This is a genomic window from Paenibacillus sp. 276b, assembly GCF_900107875.1.
In the GTDB taxonomy this organism is placed as follows: domain Bacteria; phylum Bacillota; class Bacilli; order Paenibacillales; family Paenibacillaceae; genus Paenibacillus; species Paenibacillus marchantiae.
In genome coordinates, this window is sequence record NZ_FNRR01000001.1 from 2,159,850 (window position 1) to 2,181,125 (window position 21,276).

Annotated in this window: 22 protein-coding genes and 1 riboswitch; all 22 genes read right to left on the reverse strand. The window is 46.3% G+C overall.

The annotated features are described in order from the left end of the window. The 22 genes from thiS to rnz all read right to left on the reverse strand — a co-directional run bounded on the left by thiS (position 1) and on the right by rnz (position 21,231). The gene (gene thiS / locus BLV50_RS09120) at positions 1-204 is read right to left on the reverse strand and encodes a sulfur carrier protein ThiS (RefSeq protein ID WP_063562837.1); all 204 of its coding nucleotides are present in this window, start codon (positions 202-204) and stop codon (positions 1-3) included. Further along, positions 201-1,433 carry a glycine oxidase ThiO gene (thiO, locus tag BLV50_RS09125; protein ID WP_177031146.1) on the reverse strand — a complete coding sequence of 411 codons (1,233 nt, stop codon included), beginning with the start codon at positions 1,431-1,433 and terminating at the stop codon, positions 201-203. The genes thiS and thiO overlap by 4 nt, the downstream gene beginning before the upstream one ends. 4 nt (positions 1,434-1,437) lie before the next feature. Then, on the reverse strand, positions 1,438-2,055 hold the full coding sequence (locus BLV50_RS09130; protein ID WP_218135381.1) for a thiamine phosphate synthase: 618 nt from the start codon (positions 2,053-2,055) through the stop codon (positions 1,438-1,440). 291 nt (positions 2,056-2,346) lie between these two features. Continuing rightward, positions 2,347-2,456, reverse strand: a riboswitch (TPP riboswitch). 133 nt (positions 2,457-2,589) lie between these two features. Continuing rightward, on the reverse strand, positions 2,590-4,140 hold the full coding sequence (locus BLV50_RS09135) for an ABC-F family ATP-binding cassette domain-containing protein (RefSeq protein ID WP_063562839.1): 1,551 nt from the start codon (positions 4,138-4,140) through the stop codon (positions 2,590-2,592). A 132-nt stretch (positions 4,141-4,272) separates the two neighbouring features. After that, on the reverse strand, positions 4,273-5,256 hold the full coding sequence (locus tag BLV50_RS09140; protein ID WP_079693926.1) for a hypothetical protein: 984 nt from the start codon (positions 5,254-5,256) through the stop codon (positions 4,273-4,275). Continuing rightward, positions 5,243-5,794, reverse strand: coding sequence for a hypothetical protein (locus BLV50_RS09145; RefSeq protein WP_064637150.1), 552 nt, complete (start codon positions 5,792-5,794; stop codon positions 5,243-5,245). Before BLV50_RS09145 ends, BLV50_RS09140 begins: the two co-directional genes overlap by 14 nt. Beyond that, on the reverse strand, positions 5,791-6,189 hold the full coding sequence (locus BLV50_RS09150) for a hypothetical protein (RefSeq protein WP_090807099.1): 399 nt from the start codon (positions 6,187-6,189) through the stop codon (positions 5,791-5,793). Before BLV50_RS09150 ends, BLV50_RS09145 begins: the two co-directional genes overlap by 4 nt. A gap of 16 nt (positions 6,190-6,205) precedes the next feature. Next, entirely contained in the window at positions 6,206-6,691 is a 486-nt protein-coding gene (locus BLV50_RS09155; RefSeq protein WP_063562843.1) for a hypothetical protein, read from the reverse strand. 55 nt (positions 6,692-6,746) lie between these two features. After that, positions 6,747-8,813, reverse strand: a complete 2,067-nt coding sequence (locus BLV50_RS09160; protein ID WP_090807101.1) for a hypothetical protein — start codon at positions 8,811-8,813, stop codon at positions 6,747-6,749. Continuing rightward, positions 8,803-10,629 carry a P-loop NTPase family protein gene (locus BLV50_RS09165; protein ID WP_063562845.1) on the reverse strand — a complete coding sequence of 609 codons (1,827 nt, stop codon included), beginning with the start codon at positions 10,627-10,629 and terminating at the stop codon, positions 8,803-8,805. The genes BLV50_RS09160 and BLV50_RS09165 overlap by 11 nt, the downstream gene beginning before the upstream one ends. A gap of 7 nt (positions 10,630-10,636) precedes the next feature. Next, the gene (locus BLV50_RS09170) at positions 10,637-11,467 is read right to left on the reverse strand and encodes a CpaE/TadZ family protein (RefSeq protein ID WP_090807104.1); all 831 of its coding nucleotides are present in this window, start codon (positions 11,465-11,467) and stop codon (positions 10,637-10,639) included. Beyond that, positions 11,464-12,177 carry a hypothetical protein gene (locus BLV50_RS09175; protein WP_090807106.1) on the reverse strand — a complete coding sequence of 238 codons (714 nt, stop codon included), beginning with the start codon at positions 12,175-12,177 and terminating at the stop codon, positions 11,464-11,466. Before BLV50_RS09175 ends, BLV50_RS09170 begins: the two co-directional genes overlap by 4 nt. A gap of 69 nt (positions 12,178-12,246) precedes the next feature. Then, the gene (locus tag BLV50_RS09180; protein WP_063562848.1) at positions 12,247-13,269 is read right to left on the reverse strand and encodes an SAF domain-containing protein; all 1,023 of its coding nucleotides are present in this window, start codon (positions 13,267-13,269) and stop codon (positions 12,247-12,249) included. Between the two features lie 26 nt (positions 13,270-13,295). Further along, positions 13,296-14,774, reverse strand: coding sequence for a serine/threonine protein kinase (locus BLV50_RS09185; protein WP_090807108.1), 1,479 nt, complete (start codon positions 14,772-14,774; stop codon positions 13,296-13,298). 179 nt (positions 14,775-14,953) lie between these two features. Further along, complete coding sequence (locus BLV50_RS09190; protein ID WP_090807111.1) at positions 14,954-16,003, reverse strand: SAM-dependent methyltransferase; 1,050 nt, start codon at positions 16,001-16,003, stop codon at positions 14,954-14,956. 6 nt (positions 16,004-16,009) lie between these two features. Next, positions 16,010-16,789 carry an ABC transporter ATP-binding protein gene (locus tag BLV50_RS09195; RefSeq protein ID WP_090807113.1) on the reverse strand — a complete coding sequence of 260 codons (780 nt, stop codon included), beginning with the start codon at positions 16,787-16,789 and terminating at the stop codon, positions 16,010-16,012. Next, entirely contained in the window at positions 16,786-17,103 is a 318-nt protein-coding gene (locus BLV50_RS09200) for a thioredoxin domain-containing protein (protein WP_064637133.1), read from the reverse strand. Before BLV50_RS09200 ends, BLV50_RS09195 begins: the two co-directional genes overlap by 4 nt. Continuing rightward, a complete protein-coding gene (locus BLV50_RS09205) occupies positions 17,103-17,441 on the reverse strand; it encodes a cyclic-phosphate processing receiver domain-containing protein (protein ID WP_063562852.1) in 339 nt (112 codons plus the stop codon). The genes BLV50_RS09200 and BLV50_RS09205 overlap by 1 nt, the downstream gene beginning before the upstream one ends. A 20-nt stretch (positions 17,442-17,461) precedes the next feature. After that, positions 17,462-18,310: a deoxyribonuclease IV gene (locus tag BLV50_RS09210; RefSeq protein WP_090807115.1), complete on the reverse strand. Its 849-nt coding sequence runs from the start codon at positions 18,308-18,310 to the stop codon at positions 17,462-17,464. After that, on the reverse strand, positions 18,300-19,121 hold the full coding sequence (locus BLV50_RS09215) for an Fpg/Nei family DNA glycosylase (protein ID WP_063562854.1): 822 nt from the start codon (positions 19,119-19,121) through the stop codon (positions 18,300-18,302). The genes BLV50_RS09210 and BLV50_RS09215 overlap by 11 nt, the downstream gene beginning before the upstream one ends. A 7-nt stretch (positions 19,122-19,128) precedes the next feature. Next, positions 19,129-19,938, reverse strand: a complete 810-nt coding sequence (locus tag BLV50_RS09220; RefSeq protein WP_063562855.1) for a TIGR01457 family HAD-type hydrolase — start codon at positions 19,936-19,938, stop codon at positions 19,129-19,131. A gap of 354 nt (positions 19,939-20,292) precedes the next feature. After that, on the reverse strand, positions 20,293-21,231 hold the full coding sequence (rnz, locus tag BLV50_RS09225) for a ribonuclease Z (protein ID WP_090807555.1): 939 nt from the start codon (positions 21,229-21,231) through the stop codon (positions 20,293-20,295). Positions 21,232-21,276 lie beyond the last annotated feature (45 nt).

Below are 21,276 nucleotides of genomic sequence, written 5' to 3' on the forward strand. Positions count from 1 at the left end.
TCAACCGCCTCCCACAAAATGTACAATTTCAATTCGGTCTCCGTCTCTTAACGCCGTCGTTTCATGATATTCCCGCGTTAAAATTTGCCGATTCAATTCAACCACGACGGTTTTTACTTGCAAATTAAATGAATGGAGCAATTTATCTACACGATTTAAGCTATCTTCAATTTGCATGGTTTGTCCGTTGACAATGATGTTCACTGCAACATCTCCTTTATGTTCAAACGTTCTGGACAAAGGTCCTGAATCCCCAGTTCTTCCGAGGTTTTGCCACAAATCAAGTCAGCCATAAGGCTGGCTGTAATTGCACTAAGCAATATGCCGTTACGATAATGTCCAAAAGCAGCGAATAAACCCGGTACACTATCACAAGCCCCCACATAGGGCAATCCATCCGGAGTCGAAGGACGGACACCAGCCCACGCTTGGATAAAATGTGCTTCCTTCATGCCAGGTACCCAGTTTGTTGCAGCTGCAAGCAACTTCTGAATGCCTTGTACCGAAACTTTCATGTCTGTTCTTCCAGGAAGGCTTGTTGCACCGATCCATACTTCTCCATTGGCTTTGGGAACAATATATATATCCTCTGCATACACCGTTTTGTCTGGCCTGTACCCGGCATGGTGGGGAGAAAACTGCACGGCTGCAATCTCCCCCTTTACTGGTAAAACAGGCGATTTCAGACCTACATGTCTCATCAATTCTTCACCATGTAACCCTGTAGCAATAATTACATTTCTCGATGTCATCGTTCCTATTGAAGTCTCGATTCCTTGCACACCGTTTACATTCGTATGCAAACGGACATCCTGTACCCCTTCCATCACCCTTGCACCCATGGCTTGAGCCGATCTGACATAAGCCTGCGTTAAGTTGACAGGAAGAACCTCGCTCTCGGAAGGTCTGTAAAATGCTCCATACGTATCCCTGTTTAACCATGAAGCTTCCTGTTGGACAGCAATACGATCCCACCAAATATGTTCTGTAGATAAGGTAGACGATCTACGATCATTCTTGTAACTGCTGACCTCACTGTATGAACGAAAAGGAGTAATAAATCCATGCTGTTGCAGCCCCATTTCCACTCCGCTAAGCGAACTGATCCGTTCCTTCTGCTCATGAAGCAAAGCTCTGCTCTGCCTTGCAAGCTTTGCCATTACAGCATGAGTGAATTCCTCACTATCAGCAGCAAGCATGCCTGCGGCTGCACAGGAAGTTCCCCCAGCGATCCGCGCCCGCTCAACCAGAAGAACGTCATGGCCTCGAGTAGCGAGTTCACATGCGATGGCACATCCGATAACTCCTCCACCTACAATAATGGTTTCTGCATGAAGCTTGCCTCGAACTTCCGCTCCAACTTTACTTCCCGAAACGATTCCTGGATGATAGCCTGAACGATTCCTGCTTCGACTTCTTGCTTCCTCTCTCAAGATCTCATCTCCTTGGTTCGGCGTACTTTTCTGAATCCGTGATCGCCTGTCGCAATGAAGCGGCAGCTACTTCCGGCTTATCGGTCGTCCAAATCGTTGAAATTACAGCGGCTCCTCTAGCACCAGCAGTTCGAATGGCAGCAATATTCTCAGGACTAATCCCGCCAATCGCGATCACGGGAATCGAAACATTAGAGCATACCTCAGCTAACGCACTTAGCCCTCTGGGTTCGCAATTCGGTTTACTATTTGAAGCATAGACATGCCCATAAAAGAGATAATCCGCTCCCTGTTCTTCTGCAACTTTTGCTTCTTCCAGAGAATGAACCGATATGCCTACGCGCAGCCGATCGACTCTCCTCAACTCATCCTTATCATAGCTGCGAATAACCGCTTGACCCCAATGCACACCACCAATTGAAGCATATTGATCCAGCTGATCTGAGCCATTCATAATGATTCGGTCAGATGGAACACCTTGTGTTTTTAGACCTTGCGCCCAATAAATCTGTTCTTCAAGGGTCAGCTTTTTTTCCCGAATGTGGATATAATCGACCCACCGCCATATACCCTTAGCAATATTCAGAAAAGAGTCCAAGTCTCCTGTACCTGGTGAAACCACATGCAGTTCGAATGATCTTGTTATTACATGTTCGTGGAAGATTACCGTCCTATTCGCCCTCCTCTTGCATGATTTAAGCTGATATACAACAACAAAAAAGCCACTCCCGTAGGGGAGTGGCCACGAATTTAAAATTCATGGATCAACTGAATGACTGTCGCATGCAATTACTCTATACATAACGCACAACAACTATAGAAACCATCCATAGTCGCAACGCTGTATACATAGAACTGCATGATTCATCTTGCAGGCCATATCGCAAAGTCAACGATAAAGCTCTTTGTCATTAGCTGAAACGCGCCACTTCCCTACGCTGGTATGATCCAGATCAGGTACAAAGGGTCCGGAATCGCATTCTTCCATCTCAGCCGCATCGTGCGGCCCCCCTAGTGTTCATATGAAGCTGTAGCCTATGTTACCATAGACACCTTTTTTTGTCACCGTACATTTCCATGAATTACGTTGTTCACCATTGCTGAAGTCATGTAGTTAACGAAGTTGCTGTTTCTGGTGCGAAGAATTTCGTAGAAACTATTGTTTGTCGGACCAAGCTTCAACATCCCACGTTTTGGTTACCCAACCTTCATAAAATTCAGGTTCATGGGATACGAGCAGCACGGTACCCTTGAATTCCTGCAGGGCACGTTTTAGCTCTGCTTTTGCGGTTACATCCAAATGGTTTGTGGGCTCATCGAACAAAATCCAGTTACTTTCACGCATCAGAAGCTTACATAAACGAACCTTGGCTTGTTCACCACCACTAAGTGCGTTAAGCGGGCGGGTGATATGCTCATTTTTTAATCCACAACGTGCGAGATGGCCCCGGACTTCATTCTGTGTCAGATGAGAAAACTCATTCCACACATCTTCGATCGGGGTAATATTACCTGCACGTACTTCCTGTTCGAAATAAGCTGTTTCCAGATAGTCCCCCAAGAAAGTCTTACCGCTAATTGGTGGGATTTTCCCCAAGATCGTCTTGAGCAGTGTGGATTTACCTACACCGTTACATCCAACAATGGCAATTTTCTCGCCACGCTCAATCGTCATCGTCATTTTAGGCAATAATGCATATGAATATCCGATTTCAAAATCAATACCCTCAAAGACGGTTTTACTACTCGCCCGGGCATCCTTGAATTTGAATGTGGGTTTGGCCGCTTCGTCTGGACGATCAATCCGTTCAATCTTGCCGAGCTGCTTCTCACGGCTCTTGGCACGACCGGAAGTGGAAGCGCGGGCTTTGTTCCGCTGAATGAAATCTTCCTGCTTCTTGATAAACTCCTGCTGTTTCTCATAAGCATCAATATGTTGCGCCTTATTCATGTCGGCCATTTCAAGGAATTTGTTATAGTTCGCTGCATAACGCGTCAACTTGGCAAATTCCAGATGATAAATAACGTTAACGACCTCATTCATAAACTCTGTATCATGCGAAATCAGAATAAACGCATACGGGTAATCCTTCAGGTAACGCGTCAGCCATTCAATGTGTTCCACATCGAGATAGTTCGTCGGCTCATCCAACAAAAGAGCTGTGGGTTTCTCCAGTAAAAGCTTGGCAAGCAATACCTTCGTACGCTGACCACCACTAAGCGCGGCCACATCACGATCTAGACCGATGGCGGACAATCCAAGTCCATTCGCCATCTCTTCCACTTTCACATCGATCAGATAAAAATCACCTTGCTCCAATTGCTCTTGAATGTCACCCATTTCTTCCAGCAACAATTCGAGCTTGTCCGGATCGGCGTCTGCCATCTGATCCGTAATAGACATCATTTCTTTTTCCAACTCAAGCAAGGGCAGGAACGCATCCTTAAGCACATCACGAATCGTTTTTCCAGGCGTGAGCTTGGTATGCTGATCCAGATATCCATAACGAACTTTGGGGGTCCATTCGACCTTCCCTTCGTCCTTTAACAATTTCCCGGTAAGAATGTTCATCAGTGTGGACTTACCCACACCATTTGCACCAACAAGACCTACACGCTCTCCGGCAAGTAAACGAAAAGATACATTTTTAAATAACGTGCGGTCTCCAAAATTGTGACTCACGTTCTCTACTGACAATAAACTCATAAGATGAGGTTGCTCCTATCTATTGGACATTACTATCGTTCCGAAACCCTATTTTAGCACAGGTGTCGCCTTTTCTGAAAGTAATGTAAACATCTCATGCAACCTCGCTTTTATATTACAAACAAACTGCCTTTAATTTATGGAACAGTTATACTCAAAATAACCTTGTGCTGCCGCTTGTTTGGCATTTGTAAACACTTCTTCGGCTCTGTAACCATTGCTACATGTGGAAGGGTAATAGTATTTAATTCCACTTACAGGATCAACTCCGCCAACGATCGCTGTTTTCTTCACCAGTCTGCCACCACCAATGGCATAATTGTTAATCTTTTGGTTACCTACAGGTATTCCCTGAATAAACGCCATCAGCCCCGTATCATTAATCGAATTGTACCAGTCTTCCTGAGAAATCAAAGGCATGGTAAAGGTGTAGGAAACACCATTCCTTCTTGCAAACTCATTATGCCGGTTAATAACATCTGCCAAATCTTCCTGCACACTTGTCACGATCCGGCCTCGTCTGACCTGCTCAAACGTCTCGGCATTCTGAAGCAGAGGGATTTGTGTGCTGGAGGCCAGTTCTTTCTGGAAACCCTCAACCCACATGCCCAAGCCTGCATCATAGGCATACACATACCCATCGAGTGTGAAGTTAATACTGCTACCATTTGAATCAGAATATGTATAGGGCTTTTTAGGACTCCAAACTTGCCGGAATGAATCTTCAAGATCACCTGTCATCTCAGTTTCGTTCGCCAAAATGTAATAACCATCATAATCCAGCACGACCATTGCAGGAATGTAATTAAACATGGCCCGTATAGCAGCAGGATCATCCTGAATCCCCATATTTAGCGCCAGTGTTTGGGTAAAGGTAGTCAAGGCAAGCTCTTTGTCCGCTTTTACAAATTTGGTCGAATCATACCCTGCTTCATCGTCTTGCTTCTCATTTTGATGCATCACAGCCCCTGCATCCAGTACGGCAGTCTGAAGTGCCATCTTATATCGATTGCTTAAATATTGTGCCTCTTGGGCATTGTCTGTATTGTGAGAAATAACCCAGAATATAGGTAAAAAGATAAGCACAAACACAATAGAAAGATCAGTAATCTTCATTGAGCACCATACCCCCATATGTGGTAAACACGGCTGCAGCCTGTGCAGACCCGTTCAACCACTCACGAATCAACATGGCAGGTGTGCGATTGGTATTTTTGACGGTTACAGTGAAGAAATCCCCCATTGCCAGTGTATATCTGCGCCCAGGATCGTCTAAAGCTAGCACACCGGACGAAGGAAACAGCTTTGCTTTAATTTGGGCTGAATAATAGCCATCTTGTACAGTTTCATAGGTGCCAGAAAATGTGCTCTGATCCATCGGATCTGAGTAATGAGGAACATATTTTTTGTGCAAATGCTCCATGGAAATCTCATAGGCATTCCCCGTTCGGGCCATCTGTTCTTCGAATTCTGTATACATGACAGGGGAAATGTATCCCTTTGTTCTGACTGCATCAACAAAACGGGTAACCGTCTGAACAACGGTCATGCGTGCCATGTCATCCTGTCGATCTGCAGTCTCTGCTGCCGGATATACATAAAGCAAAATCACTGCCAGCAAAACAGCAAGCAGCTTGGATGCAGCGTTAATCAAGGTGTACTGGCCTCCTTCCAAAATGCAATCTTCAGCAGTTCGCCAGCCTCACTTCTTATGAACTCGGGTCTATACGAAGCAGCAAGCTGGACAGGAATGGTTCCTCTTCTGTTTACAAGGGGATCAATGACATATGCAATCCCGTCCACCTCCACGCTGACCATTGTCCCTGTCATTTGCCTCACAGTGTTCAACACTTCCGCACCACTATAACGGATTGGCTCACTTATACGCAGAGTGGTATTCAGCCGTCCTTCCATGTCTGCTGTCGTCTGCACCAAGTGATTCAAAGCGTCTGAAAGAACCCGAACATTCTGCTGCCCGTACAGGCAGGCTGTCACAAATAGGACAACCGCCGTACAGAACAACATGAGCTGCTGTGTATTCTGGGACATGTTAAACCAACTCCTGTCAGGATTGCTGGAAAATAAGCCCTCTTACCACATTGGATCTGTCTTTTACGATAATTGCTTTGAATTTACCACTTGGATTGACATATTGGTTGTCTTTTTCACTCATAGTTTGATTAATAATCCCTACTTTATCATCTGGAGAAATCACTGAACCGTAATCTGCATTATTGAGATCCTGGGATATGTTCAACTGATTGCCATACCATTGACCTCCCTTGTTTTTACCTGTAATAACTTGAATACCGAACTGATCCTTGTCCGCATATTTACGCAACGCGTTTGTGACCTGTGATCCGCTAATGGTTGTTCCGTCATACACGGTAAATGCAGCTTGGGACAACTCGGTCTGGATATCGGCAAAATTGTTCTGTGCCGTTTTGGTTGCCTCCTGAGCCGAAATAAACAATAGAACCACAATTGTAATAAGGGCGATGGTCAGAAAGATGCCTGCTGCCACCTTTAAAGCACTTGATGCATTGTTCATGATAAATCCTCCTATATCGTTTTTAATTTATTTCAGACTGTGACGTACATGGTCGTTACAGTTTCTGAATCTGTTCATAATAAATGTTCATTTGCAGGAAACTCATGCCTACCAGCGGAATGACCAGATAGAGGAAGATCAGGGCATACATCGGTGTAAACCCGATCATTCTTCCCCATGATGCTTTAACATCAATCATCTTGGTGTATTCCTGCTTCCGTTGTTCAAAATAAAAGGCCATCATACTATCCAGATCATCAAATGCCTCTCGAATCGAAATTTTCCCAAGTGCAAGTTGCAGTTTTTCAACCAAACGCTGAAATTCAGGCAGACCTGCATCTTCTTTCAATTGTTCAAGTGCATGCTCCGGCCCATGTTCAAAGTGCAACAGACATTTTTGCAGTGGTCTTTTGAAAATAACAGCAAAGCGATTGAGCCATTCCAGTATTTCCTCTACAGACATACGGTCCATCTCTCGCAAGATTGAGATAACCGTCTGAAACTGATAGATTTCATGCCTCATGTCCATGCTTCTCATCTTGCGCTGGAACATCATGAGCCAGATCGGCATGTGATAACCCGCTAAACCTATCATCATTGCAATAATTAACTCCCACCAGTGGAGATATTGCTTGTTGTAACCTTCCAGCTTCTGCAGGATGCGTGCGATAGTTTCAGTCTGTGCATCATGCTCCAGTGGAACGGGATTTACGGACTGCAATGCATTGGATATCTCATCAAAAGTTGCTCCTCGCTTCATTTCGATGCGCTCGAGTACAGCTTGATCCAAGCTTGTCTTCTCGGTAGCCTGCTTCAACTCCGCCTCTCCCATCGCGCCAAACATCCGGTCATCTCTCACAGGATCATGTAAAATATGATTTCGTTCAACCTGATGCAGCAGAAAGACACATCCAATGGTCAGGACAAAACAACTTACAAATAACATCAGCCTTCGTATCGCCAGCCATTCATATTTCAGTTCCGAGCTACTTTCCCGCATCAGTCTTACGGTTTGACTGTAATTGGTACTGCCAGGTTTGGCCACGAACAACATCGCGACTTTACGAATGAACGTCTGCCTGTATAGAAACTGATCGATTCTGGAGTGTTTGCGCCCTGTCCGATAGCGGGTTTCATCATATTGCTGAAGTCTTTGCAAAAGCAGGTAGGCAAGTATGATAATGACATAGATCGATATTTTGGTTACAAACCCGATTTTGCTGCGATAAAATTCATCCATAGTCGGAAAACTTCCTCTGGCCCAACGTTCGATTGGAGCTGTGAATAGAACGGGGGCTAGGGCGATGATATTCAACCCTTTTAACAGATAGTCCAATTTGTCCCGCCGCAAAATCTCCAGATGAATTTCCTGTGTCAGATTCCCCAAGCCTTTCAAGTAAATCGAACCCTGTGCTCTATCTTTATCCCCGAACTCCATCACCATATATGAAATACCGGCAAAACCTTTAAGAAAGCGATTTGGCGCAATCCCATAGTACCGTTCCAAAGCTTCGTTCGGATCCGGAGAAGTCAATGCTTCATAGATCAACAGCACTTGCTCGGCAGCCTCTCCTTTACCTGTTTCCGCTGCTTCATAAAGTGCCTCCTCTACCATTCCATGCTGATGATACCGATGTCTCACGTCGGCAAACAGGTCCAGCATCTGTACCAAAAGTCGCTTCTCCATACGATTCAGACACATATCCAGTACAAGACTGTTTAGAACTACAGCGCAGAGTACCGACAATATAACAAAGGCGATACCCGGCTGCATAAGGAAAAGGATTACACTGATACTCCCGTATCCTCCGAAGATAATTAGAACCACGTTCATAGTCATTCGTCTTAATGCTGGTTCGTCGCCTACATGCCGGAATGAGATTCGTTTCTGTACTTGTAAAATATAAGCAGAGAATAGCGGCACTTTCATGCCCCACCGATAAGACTGTAACAGGACCGATCCCCACCGCAGCGTACGAGTGCCGTTTAGCGTAGCGATCCCGATAGATTTACTTGCATTGTCTCCTCCTCTGTGACGTAACAGGTTCAGTACAAGTAGCGTGATTATCAGGCCACCTGCATATATCCCCAACACCAACAGAAGAGCTATCTTAACGGTCATAGGTATCACCCCAATGTTGCTTGATGAACTGTTCGAACAGCGCAGCGTCCTGCAGTGTCATCTGATCCCGCATATCCGTAATGCTTCCTATGGAGATCGGAGCTGTGATGACGTAATTGCCATCCTTGTACTCGATCACATTGCGAAACGTAAATCCCGCCCGTTCCTCCACGCTATCCCCTTTATTCGCACGTGGCAGACACTCCGTAATTCGTTCGATATATCTTCGTCCCTCTGCGTCCTTTTTCATATGTACATCGAAATTAATGACACTTACTACTTGCTCCTCGGCAATATGTTCATGTTGGAACATACCTGTTTTGAGCAGTGAATTACGGAGGGAGAAAACCAAATCACGAAACGTTTTGGCATGATGGGTAAACAGGGTGAACAGACTGGCAACCTGGGACATCTGAATCATCCATGCGGCTACTTCGTCACTTGCGACCTCACCGAGAATATTTACAGTACCATCCGTCTTTTTCTGTAAGTCCAGTCCCTGTTGACCTGAGATGTGCTCCGTCTCCCGGAAGCTTAGTATGTTACGCCGACTGTATATACGCCGAAGCTGTAACTCGAAAGCCATCTCCTGTACACGCAGGGTATACGAAGCGTAAATATGCTTCACCATTGCCATAAGTAGTGTCGTTTTACCCGATCCCTGTGCTCCTGTTACAGCTGTGATTCGACTGCCTTTCATCAAATATTGCAGCAAAGTGATTGGCAGATCTGCGTTGTTACCAGTAATCAACTGTTCCAGTGAAGCATTGGGAATATCAAATTTCCGGACAAAGAATGCCCATGATTCGGCAAAGGGAGGACGCACAACAACGACACGTGATCCATCCTTCATCTCGTTCACCTTGTATCCATTTGCTTCCGAAAGCTGTCCCGGATAGTTGTATTTATAAATATTTTGACATACCCTCTTCAGTTCACGGATATTGCCAAACGACAGGAAGGACAGATGAATGGACTTACCTTTATAGAAAATCCAGACACTTTCCATTCCAGTAAGTGGTTCTTCAAGGGGAGCATCTTCAAGTCCATCCGTGAGCAGATCATTCCACGAAGCTGGCTGCCGTAGCCCCATATCCTGAAGGGCATCCAGCATGCCACTCACACCACCACTAACGCCATCTATTCGTTGATCTCTTATTTCATCAACCACCGAGAAACCTTTGTAATGCTGGTAGATACGTTGAACGATGATATCTGTTTTTTCTCTGAATCCAAGCTCTCTATACTCACACTCAAACACATATCGGATGTCCTCCTCGGAGATATAGTAACTTCCTCCGTCGTCTGCACCTTCACTCAGCCTCAATCTGCCAAGATCATAAGTGTCAATCATGCGTGACAAGGCATCGACACCAAATTGCTGCCGGTATAGATAAAACACGATTTCGAATTGATCCTGAACCGTCAGCAACTCAGCTTCTCCAAAATATATGACCTCATCGATATTTGACTTATTCAGTCCTATACTGCGGGTAAGCAGATCACCTATCAGGTTTTTGACATACGTTTTATCACTGATGCTTCCTGATACACAACCTTTAAGCGCCTTGCGCATCTCGGCACGCTGATTGATTCTTCGGCGATATTCTTCTTCGTGCAATCCTGCATCCGCAAGTTGACTATGACTAAGCTCATGAAGCGAGTTCTTTACTTTCTCTGTCAGCACTTCAATCGTGAAGGATTCGCGCTCAGGAGCACGGTTATTTTTTTCACGATGGGAAGCTCTGTATTTGAACCAAACATACGCAAGACATAACAGCAAAATTAAAATTAACCATAGGGTATTCCAGAGCATCAGATGTTCAGGCTCCCCTTTCCAGCCTTTTTAGTACGGTACGCATCCCTGCCCCATCCATAATAAGACGAGCGAGTTCAGCCATACTTGCGGCAAAGCTCCCTTTACGAATATCTTTATTGTTGCTCAGACCTTCCAATTGCAAGTACGCAGCCGCATCACGACGATTGAAGGCATCCAGAAATCCGGTGGTATAAGGCAACACTGATATCGATCCCTTGTATCGAAAACGCCGACGAATATTGGTGATGGTTGTGCGTGAATGAGGATCATACTTATTCAGCACGATGTGCAGTTTCTGATCACTCATGCTCTCGGGTCTGATTTTTTCAAAAAAATACTCCAGATCCCTCATATTTTGATTCAGGTTCACCACAACATAGTCCGCTTGATCCAGCAGAACCTGGTCACTAGTGCCTGCGCGATCTGCATCGAGAAGAACCAGATCATAATATTCATTGGCTACGTGCAACAGCCTTTTTAATGTCTCCACATGCTCTTCTGTTGAACGTTCCAATCGATTAATTCTGCCAGTCAACAAATCCAGACGGTCATTGAGGAGCGGCTTGGTGTAGTCCCTCAAATTATGCTTGTTCAGACTCCCGCTGATATGCAGCCGTTCCACAGCATCCCATCCCCCCTCCTCGAATGTAAATACTGATCCCGTGTCCTCTATTTCTTTAGGTGGGAGGGCAGCTTCTGTGCTGCTCCCGACAGGACCTGTATTTACAAGCAAAATTCTTGTCCTATATTGAAGGGCCATCGCATAGGCGCCGATCAACGCACTTGAGGTGCTGCCTGTTCCTGCAAAAGGACTCCAAAACGTAATGGTGCTCATGCCCTCATCCTTTCTGCTTCTTTAATGGCCCGGCGACTCTGGACATTTTCCCATCCGGTCAACTGCTCCACTAACCTGCATAGCGATTTTTTATAGTTCCGTGACAATGGCCCCAGGCGAATACGGCGATGATGCTCATTTTCCAGTTTGACCGCTGCAGTCAGTTCATCCCAAGGCAACATCAGCGATTCCCCTGTCCATACAAATGGACTACCTTCCAGATACGCCCACAAATATCGAGCTTCCAGTTTGCAATCAACGGCATTAATCAAAATGCGCTGAAATGGTAGTTCTGATGGTAGGGACTGCTCTTCAAGCAACCGCTTGAGCCAGCCTTTGCCCCGTTCCAGATTGTAACGTTCATAATCACTGACCCAGACACGGATATCTGCCGTGAGCCATAGATCACGTGACGCAAAGTGTGATGTTTCCATGTCGTAAAGGACGTAATCATAACTCTCCAATTTCTCGCCACTCGCTTCAAGATGACTCTCAACCGCTGTTGAAGTTACGAACTGACATGCGATATCAAAACCTTCAAATTCTATAATACGCAGAGATTGCTGACTTTCCCCAACGCCGTATCCATATTTCTGCTGTAATGTTCCATCAACAAGCAAGACACGTTTACCGGAGGAAGCCAGTATTTTGCAAAGGTACAGCATCAGGTCATTCTTCTCGCATAACCCAGCAAAGATCCATGTTTGCATAGCTATCGAATCTCCTTTAAATTTCTTTTACACGTTGTTACATGAATAATAAATGGTTTGTCCTGCTTTTTACTCCCCGCCCGTCAGCAAGCTTTTCTGCTCATCCGCACTTGAAGCAGATGCTGAAGAATCATTACTCCCTGTACCCGTCGTTCCGCCGCTACCAGAACCATCATTCCAGATGACCCCATCAGTAGATGATGAGTTATTCGCTCCAGGGCGACTATTGTATGAAACGGAGGACTGTGCAACGTCCTGCTCCACACCTTGGGATGGCGCTGAGATGGATGCGGCGAGTGAGCTTTCTAACGAACTCCGCACTTGCCGCGCTAACTCCACTTCAGCCCGACGTACAAGATTAGGATCACTCTCCAGCAGTTTTAACACTTCATTGTTAGCAGGGTATGTCGGAATCGCTGGTGTCTGGAACTGTGGTTCTACATAGGTTAAGGCATAGATTGAAGCTTTATGTAAATAGGCATCTACAATTGCACTTGAAAGGGACAGGATCTCCTCCTCCGTCATCGTAATCCATAGTGTAGCTGCATTTAATCTTTGGACTTTCTTTTTGGACAGGAGAATGTAGTCTTGACCCGTTGGAAACTGAATACGAATATCAATGATGTCTCCCTTAGCAAGTGAAGAAGGTAATAACACAACCTGTAGTTCACGATTCCTTAGATCCGGCGGTGCCGGGGTATCTTCATACACCATTTCAGTTGTAATGGCTGTTCCCTTTTTTAATTCTATTTTCGCCACTTGACCATCCATCTGCTTGGAGCTGGACCAAAGATTCCTTGGTGCCTGTGCATCCGGAACGGCTATGAGTTTGATATCCTCGGGCAATATCGACTCCCCTGCTTCAACATCCCGTATTGTCACCCATCCCTGTGCCCCCGAGTTCCATTGTTGCATCAATTCAGCTTCTTTTTGTTCGTAGGCTGATGAGTATCGGGCCTCCACTTCAGACCTCGTATCACTCATGGTTTTGACATTGTAAATGACATATGCCCCAAACAACAAACCGATTGCTCCTGCTCCCGTCAATCCAGCGTAAATCAGTTGACGGCTTTGTTTTCTTAATTTAGACAAAAGAGGCTCTCCTTTCGCAATCTCTTCTAATCATGTACTCTTTTTCTTGCAAAGAATGAACGTTTCTTGGGAAGCTGCCCCATCATATGAGTCAGAATATGAGCAAAAACCTTATCCATCTGCGGTTCCCGATCAAAGGGATCGATATGTAAAGGCAGACCGTAGACACTGGAAGTGTCCAACGTTTTGCGCATGCGCTGAACTGCGTCAGCTGCTGCGAGTGGCAGGCAGTAGATCCATTTGTCTCTCGGGTACCGGTTGTGTGAACGGACAAAAGATCCAATCTCAGCTTGTCTCCATTCGGCACCCGAACCTATAACAATGGGCAAGTCAGCTCTGAGAAATTCTTCAAGCCGGTTCTGATCCTGACCACTGCCCAGATCCATCACAATGAACTGATAGCTGCCTCCCAATAAAGACAGGATGTCTGCACGTCCCGATTGTTTCCAGTAATGTACACCATCCACTGCAAACTGTCTGCCTGCTGGCACGGGTTTACCTGCATGTGCGACTTGTTGAATCCGTGCAAACGATTGGGAACGTGGCGACATCTCGATTATGGCCACTTTGAAGTTCTGCCGCTCCAGATAGTGACTGATGGCTATGGCCGTATGCGTAACCCCAACTCCGGATGATGCCCCCGTCAAAGCGATCACTCTTGTCCCTCCGCTTATCGTCACCGTCGTTTCTGAACCACCAGCCGCTATTCCCGGTCTGCGCAGTAGCTCCTTACGAACTTCATCAGCCGATTGAAAGCGCTCATTCGGATTCAGTCGCAACAACCTTCTCGCAACAGGAATATAGGTACGTGGAACATCACTGCGAATGGAGCTCTCAACTCCCTGAATCCATTCCGTATAAGTTCCACAAGTCATGAGATAGAGCAACAATGCTCCAAGCCCGTACAGGTCAGAACGCGCATCAGTCTGTCCTGAACCATATTGTTCTGGTGCAGCGAAGCCGGCCGTTCCCAATTTAACCGTATCATCGACTCTTTGTGCTTTATAGCTCCGCGCTATCCCAAAATCAATCAGTCTCACTTCATGTTCCGGTGTAATCATAATGTTGGATGGTTTCAAATCCCGATAGATGACAGGTGGGTCCAGACTGTGCAAATAACTTAATACATCCAGCAGCTGAAGCACAAACTCGGTCATATGTTCAAGCGGAATCTTCCCCCGACATTGCTTGAAATAGTCACTAAGTGTCAATCCCTCAATGTACTCCATAACAAGATAGGTATACCCCAGCTCATCCGGTACAAAAAAATCTACGATTTGCGGTAATCTGGGATGCCTCAGAGATGTAAGAAGAGCAGCTTCTGACTCCATACTGCCTTCGTATGGCATCGCCGTCACGCTTTCTTTGATCGCCCAGGTTTTGCCTGGCAACTTCAAATCCTCTGCTTCATATACATGACTCATTCCACCCGAACCGAGAATGGACACGATACGGTACCTTCCCCCCAGCAGGCTTCCACGCTCGAGCCTAGCCGGATGTCTCATATAGACTCCTCCTTGTGTGCATAACAAAAAAGGGAAAGCTTCACCGAAGCGGAACAGACCGGATATCCGGACTCTTCACTTCGGGATGCTTTCCCTCAACTTGTTATGGTTAATATTGGTATCATTATAGTATAGGCAATAAGGTATTGTAAAGCATAAAGTTTAATGCCTTTAATAACTTAATACTTAATCATATATAGCGTGATTTCTTCACGGTTGTGAAACAACTGTTTGGAACGCTGAATCTGCATCCGGGAGCGCTCAAATGTATCGATGACTTCTTTAATCAAAGCGAGCGGCTTCTTATGCAATAACTTCACCGTTACAACTGCTGTTCCCCCTGATTGAAGACTGTATAACAGATCCGATATAAGACGGCTCATCAGCTTGGGGCTCCAGCTCATATCACATACGAGCAGATCAAATTCCCCTTCGCGGAAACGTACATCACCGGCATTTTTTTTCAAAAAGGTCAGTTTGGGCGATTCCAGCAGGGTCGCATCCATCTTGGCCGGATCAACAGCTGTAACTTCAAGCCCGCGCTCAAGCAGGAAAGAGGTCCATCCACCTGGTGCAGCACCGATGTCCAATGCTTTGTGAAAAGAAGTAAAGTCGATGCCAAATGTCTGCTCCGCTTCAAGCAATTTGAATTTGGCGCGGGAGATTTGCCCCTCTTCCTTCTGAAAACGAACTGCTCCGCCACTCCAGTCCGACAGATTTTGATCAGGTCTGGATACACCGGCATATAACATGTCATCCGTTACGAAGACAGATATAACATGATCCGCATCACGAACAACCCACTCACACCCAAGATCATCCAGCTTCTCAGTCAATAGCTGTTTCAATGAAGCAGCGTTCTCCTGCCAGAAAGCACCTTCAGTTTTACGAACTTGTAATGTAACTTTAGTGCCTGTTAACTCCGTATGGTTCGACACAAATGAAATCAATTTTTCCATTGCTTGCGCTGAATCTTCCGTATTTTCCTGAAATTGAACAGGTTGAATATGACGTAAAAACGTCGGGCTTTCTTCCAAAAGCTTGATCGCTACCTCTTCTTCCGCAATCGGAAGACCGGCAAGCAGAATTTCACCTGGTACGAGTACCGTGCTCTTTACTGCCCCGAACGTACGGCGCAATTCCTCCTGAGCATAGGGCGTAAAACCATGATTGGCTGTGCAAATAAAACGGGAGAAGTCTCCTTCACCCCAAGATGACTGTGTACTCAAAATGTGTTACCCTCCAGAACGTACGCGAATCCAGGGACGTGCATCATCCCACTGGATATCAACCGGAACATCGTACGTATGCTTAATTGTATCTTGTGTTAAAACTTCATGTTTGGGCCCTGCCGCAGCAATACGACCATCGCGGATCAAGGCCACGTGTGTGAACAAAGGTACGATCTCTTCGACGTGATGAGTCACATAAACGACAGTGATATTTCGCTTACGCAGTCGATCAATTTCGGCCAACATTTTCTCGCGTTCATACAGATCGAGTCCGGCACAAGGCTCGTCCATAATCAGCAATTTGGGATCTGCCATCAATGAACGAGCCAGCATCACTTTTTTGCGTTCCCCTTGAGAAAGGGTGCCGAGCGGATGATTAGCCAGTTTTGCAAAGCCCATTTCATCAAGCAGGTTCAATGCTTTGGCCTTCACATCATCCGGGATCGTTTGATAGAAACGCAAAAAAGCATAAGCTCCTGTTGCGACAACTTCCCACACCGGATCTCGAGGTGTCAGTTTCTCAATCAATGTCTGACTGATATAACCAATTTCTTTCCGAACCTCCCGCACATCACATTGACCATACAGATTGCCCAATACTTCAATGCGCCCCTGACTTGGAAACATATATCCATTCATCATTTCCAGCAGCGTTGTTTTACCTGAACCATTACGCCCAAGAATCACCCAATGCTCGCCTTCTTTAACATGCAGATCAACGTCATCCAGAATCTGATTGTCTTCCCTTCTAAGAGAGACATGCTCCATCGAGATTACACTCATTTTAGCACCGCCTTTCGGATTTCCCCTAACAGATGCTCGACAGAGTTCATCCGATAGACCATTCTGGGCACATCATGTTCTCCATCAAACAGCATAACCGCAGGAACGCTCGAAATCTGAAACTGCTGTACAAGTTCCGGGATATCGTGAATATTCATCTCGGTCAAAATCCCTTCGGGCAGCAAATGTTCGGCGATCTCAAGCATTCGACGTGCTGCTGCGCAGGTTCCGCATAGCGGGGTAAAGATAAATACAGCCTGAGGCATGCCTTCCCATACACCACGCATTAACATTTTTGTTGTAATTGGCTTCATCAGCTTTCTTCTCCCGCAGCAACACGCAGCATAACCTCACCCGACATCGGACCATTATGGACGGTAACAGAGTCTGGTTTATTGCTGTACAACAATTCGTACATCTGACGTTTGCCATACATGCTGGACGTGTGCAAATAGATCTGGCGTGGAAACAAACCTTCCCGGACGATCGAAGCAGCAACTTCTCCGCCATTTGGTGAATCTGGACCCAGTTCAAAATCTAGGGATAGAATGTCCACGTCACCTTCTCTAAGCAGCATCAGGCATTCTTCTGCATTGGTAGCCAGAACAAACCCTTTCGGACATGCCCGGTAATCATCCAAAAAAACATGCATTACAATCGCTCCTCTCCCATTTAAAGCCAGGAACGCATGAGCTCAATGTCACCACGGTGTGTTCCATCTTCGCCTGATTCAGTTTCCAGGACAACTACCGCTTGCTGAAATTCAGGCGCACATAACAGTTCCTGCATCGCTTTTTTCCCTATATAACCCTGTCCAATCCGTGCATGTCTGTCCTTGTATGAACCGGAAGGATATTTCGAATCATTAAAGTGAACAGCCGCAAGAGCATCCCAGTATCCCAGCAGTCTGCCTTTCTCCAGCAAGGATGCCTCATTGCCTGACGTCCACATGCCTGAAGCAAAAGCATGACACGTGTCAAAACAAAAAGCAATATGTTCAGGATACCGGCTTAGCTTACGAATCTGTATCAACTCTTCCATCGTCGTACCCATGGGACCATGATCCCCAGCCTGATTTTCAAGCAGAACCTTAGCCTGTCCATCCCAATCTGCTAAAGCGGTATCCAGACAGGATATGAGATTCTGATATCCTTCAAGTGGTTCATTGCTCTTGAGATGTCCAAAATGGACTACAGTCCCTACTGAACCGCAGGCATCTGCAATATGCAGATCATTTTGTATCGATGCGATGGTTGCATGAAAACCCGCCTCTCCTCGGGTTTTGCCCAAAGCCGGATTCGTGGGATAGGGTGAGTGAGCAATGGAAGATATCCCCTGCTTCTCACACCAATCCCGACACTGTTCAGCATCTTTGAGGTCCAGTTCTTTCAAGCCAAGGCTCCGCGGGTTCTTCGGAAAATATTGAAATGCCGTAGCCCCCATCTCATATGCTCGCTTGGCTGCCTGAAGAAATCCACCTCTGGTGCTGACATGTGCCCCGATTCCACTTTTAAGCCTCATGCTGGCAATCCGGACAGAAGAAAGCCTTCTTGCCCGTAATTTCCACGCGCGCTATCGTTCCCCCACAACGAGGGCAAGTTTCCCCTTCACGATCATACACTCGGCACTGCTCGTCAAAACTTCCCGTCTTGGTATCTCCCTGCATCAACGGCATTTCCATATAACCGCCTTCCGAGGCAGCTTCCCGCAACACGGATTGCACAGAATGGTACAAACGTGCTGTGAGTTCAGACGAAGCAGCAATATTTTGCGTCTTGGAGCTTGGTCTCAGGCCTGCTGCAAATGCAATCTCATCCGAATAACAATTTCCGATGCCAGCAATAATGTGTTGATTAACCAGTGTAGTTTTGAGTGTACCCCGGCGTCCTTTCAACAGGGCAGCAAAACGTTCTGCATTCATGCGCCGATCAAGAGGTTCAGGTCCAAGGTCAGACATGGCCTCCTCCGTCTCTTTGGAAGTAAGCAGATGCAGATATCCTAAACGGAGCCCGATAAAGAATAAAGTATATTCTCCAAACTGAATTTCCACTTGAGTGGAACGATCAGGGCGTTCAGCTTCTGTACCCCAGAAAATCATTCCGCCCAGCATAAGGTGCAGCACAAGCCGCTTACCATTAGCCAGATGAAAAATCAAATGTTTGGCCCGGCGCTCTACAAATATGATACGATTGCCTGTCAGTTCACGGGTGAACACATCAGGATCAGTATTAATCGACTTTTCACGGTTAACCACCACACCTGTAATCGGCAAATCGAGTATTTTCTCGGACAGCAAGGTCCGGTAGTTTTCCATTTCCGGCAATTCCGGCATCGTACATCTACCCCTTCTTGGATGCTTGGCTTGTCGTCTGCGACAGCCACTCAATCAGTTTATGCAAATCTTCAAACACATGATCAGGACGAACCTTGGTCGCCTGGATGTGGCTATCCATATTGTCCCGTGTCGTTATTCCAGTAAGAACCAGCAGGGTCTCGCAACCCGCAGCTGCTCCTGCCGCAATATCTGTACGCATATTGTCTCCGATTACAGCAACTTCATCAGACTTTAAGTTCAATCGGCTAATAGCCGACTTCATAATAATACTTGACGGTTTGCCAATGACGGTAGGATGAACTCCGGTTGCTGCTTCTATCGCTGCCCCGATCGTCCCCGCTCCCGGCGTAAGCCCATCATCAGAAGGTAGCTGCAAATCAGGATTGGTCATGACAGATTTAGAACCGCCATTGATCCAGCGAAGCGCTTTGGTCAATTTATGATAGGAAAATTCGCGATCAATTCCTTGTATAACGTAATCAGGTTCATCATCTGTTAGTGTAAGCCCTGCAGCTTCTATCGCTTGCAAAAGCCCTTCTTCTCCGATACAAGCCACTTTCGCACCCGGAGACTCTTGTGCCACGTATTCCGCAGCCGCCACCGCAGAAGTACATACCTGAGATGCATCAGCGGGGATACCCATCCCGTTCAGATGATCTGCCACACCTTGCGGTGTACGAGAAGAATTATTAGTCACAAACAAATAAGGCATGCCTTGTTCATTCAATGTCTGAATAAGCTTATCGGCTCCTTCGATACGATGTCTGCCATGATAGAGCGTACCATCCAGGTCGATCAGATAGGCCTTAATCATATACAGCACTTCCTTTCTTTATTCCATTAACATTTCATGTCCTTAACCATTTGCATCGAACTTCAATGCTAACCTATGTATACAGTACATAAAAATGGCTTGCTCGAATCTGCACGCAACACGTCGAACCGAATCGAACACGGACGTCTAGCCCCGCGCGTCTTCTGTACAAGCTTGTCATTTCCTGCGCTTTCCCGGAAAATAATTGAATCATTTCCCTGCTCATATTGCCCATCCTACACGCTTTCCGGCCAGATTGCAAAAGGGACCTCGGGAGTAACTTCCCCTCAGTCCCGTGCAATTAACGGCTTGTTCTCCCGTCTTGTTTGGCTGTACTGTTTCGCACATCCACCATTAGGATTCGCTCTTACGGTGAACAACTGGAATCAGCTCGTGTTCAATCGCAAGTTTCGTATTTGGGAATATCGACTGTGCTTCTTCCAGAAGTGGCTGCAACTGATCCTCATCTTTGTAGCGAGAGCTAAAATGGGTCATGATCAGCTGTCCTGCATCTGCCGCTCTCGCCGCCTCAGCCGCTTGCTTCGAAGTACTATGATAGTACTCATGAGCCGTATCAGCCAAATCATGCAGAAACGTGGCTTCGTGTACAAGAACATCCGCATTTAGTGCAAGTGGCTGTACATTGTCACATGGGCGCGTATCTCCCAAGATGGTAATGACCATCCCTCGCTTGGGTGCACCCAACACATCTTCTGGGCGAAGGAAGTCCCCGTTGTCGAGGGTAATCGTTTCTCCCCGCTTCAAGCGACCAAATAGCGGCCCCGGCTTCAAGCCATACTCAGCCAGTTTTGCAGGGTCCAAGCTGCCTGGACGATCCTTTTCGGTAATCCGATACCCGTAACTGTCGATACGATGTTCCAGCAACGCAGATTCCACAATGAAGCTCTCATCTTCGAAAAGCACTCCGCCTGTATGTTCTACAATGCTTAGATCATAGTTTAGACGTGACTGGCTCAGCTCCATAGTTGTCATGATCATTCGTTCAGTTCCTGGCGGACCATACACCGTTAACGGTGTAGTGCCACCCTGATATGCTCTGCTGGAGAGCAGACCTGGAAGTCCAAATACATGATCTCCATGTAAATGGGTGATAAATATTTTCTCCAATTTGCTCAATTTAAGCGGAGAACTTAAAATCTGATGCTGGGTTCCTTCCCCACAGTCAAACAACCACAATGCTCTGCGCTCATCCAACATGCGCAGCCCTATGGAAGTTACATTCCGCTGAAGCGTAGGTACACCAGCGTTAGTTCCCAGGAAATATAGTTCCATCTGGATCGCACCTCTTTCTGCTGCCAGCAAAAAGCCTCCGACAAT

What these genes read in the sequence shown, in the direction of transcription:
- BLV50_RS09210 (WP_090807115.1), bottom strand. Translation starts at nt 18,310, where the DNA reads ATGAGGCTTAAAAGTGGAATCGGGGCACATGTCAGCACCAGAGGTGGA.
- BLV50_RS09195 (WP_090807113.1), bottom strand. Translation starts at nt 16,789, where the DNA reads ATGAGTGTAATCTCGATGGAGCATGTCTCTCTTAGAAGGGAAGACAAT.
- BLV50_RS09135 (WP_063562839.1), bottom strand. Translation starts at nt 4,140, where the DNA reads ATGAGTTTATTGTCAGTAGAGAACGTGAGTCACAATTTTGGAGACCGC.
- BLV50_RS09155 (WP_063562843.1), bottom strand. Translation starts at nt 6,691, where the DNA reads ATGAACAATGCATCAAGTGCTTTAAAGGTGGCAGCAGGCATCTTTCTG.
- BLV50_RS09140 (WP_079693926.1), bottom strand. Translation starts at nt 5,256, where the DNA reads ATGAAGATTACTGATCTTTCTATTGTGTTTGTGCTTATCTTTTTACCT.
- BLV50_RS09170 (WP_090807104.1), bottom strand. Translation starts at nt 11,467, where the DNA reads ATGAGCACCATTACGTTTTGGAGTCCTTTTGCAGGAACAGGCAGCACC.
- rnz (WP_090807555.1), bottom strand. Translation starts at nt 21,231, where the DNA reads ATGGAACTATATTTCCTGGGAACTAACGCTGGTGTACCTACGCTTCAG.
- BLV50_RS09165 (WP_063562845.1), bottom strand. Translation starts at nt 10,629, where the DNA reads ATGCTCTGGAATACCCTATGGTTAATTTTAATTTTGCTGTTATGTCTT.
- BLV50_RS09220 (WP_063562855.1), bottom strand. Translation starts at nt 19,938, where the DNA reads ATGATTAAGGCCTATCTGATCGACCTGGATGGTACGCTCTATCATGGC.
- BLV50_RS09205 (WP_063562852.1), bottom strand. Translation starts at nt 17,441, where the DNA reads ATGCATGTTTTTTTGGATGATTACCGGGCATGTCCGAAAGGGTTTGTT.
- BLV50_RS09175 (WP_090807106.1), bottom strand. Translation starts at nt 12,177, where the DNA reads ATGCAAACATGGATCTTTGCTGGGTTATGCGAGAAGAATGACCTGATG.
- BLV50_RS09160 (WP_090807101.1), bottom strand. Translation starts at nt 8,813, where the DNA reads ATGACCGTTAAGATAGCTCTTCTGTTGGTGTTGGGGATATATGCAGGT.
- BLV50_RS09150 (WP_090807099.1), bottom strand. Translation starts at nt 6,189, where the DNA reads ATGTCCCAGAATACACAGCAGCTCATGTTGTTCTGTACGGCGGTTGTC.
- BLV50_RS09185 (WP_090807108.1), bottom strand. Translation starts at nt 14,774, where the DNA reads ATGAGACATCCGGCTAGGCTCGAGCGTGGAAGCCTGCTGGGGGGAAGG.
- BLV50_RS09215 (WP_063562854.1), bottom strand. Translation starts at nt 19,121, where the DNA reads ATGCCGGAATTGCCGGAAATGGAAAACTACCGGACCTTGCTGTCCGAG.
- BLV50_RS09200 (WP_064637133.1), bottom strand. Translation starts at nt 17,103, where the DNA reads ATGAAGCCAATTACAACAAAAATGTTAATGCGTGGTGTATGGGAAGGC.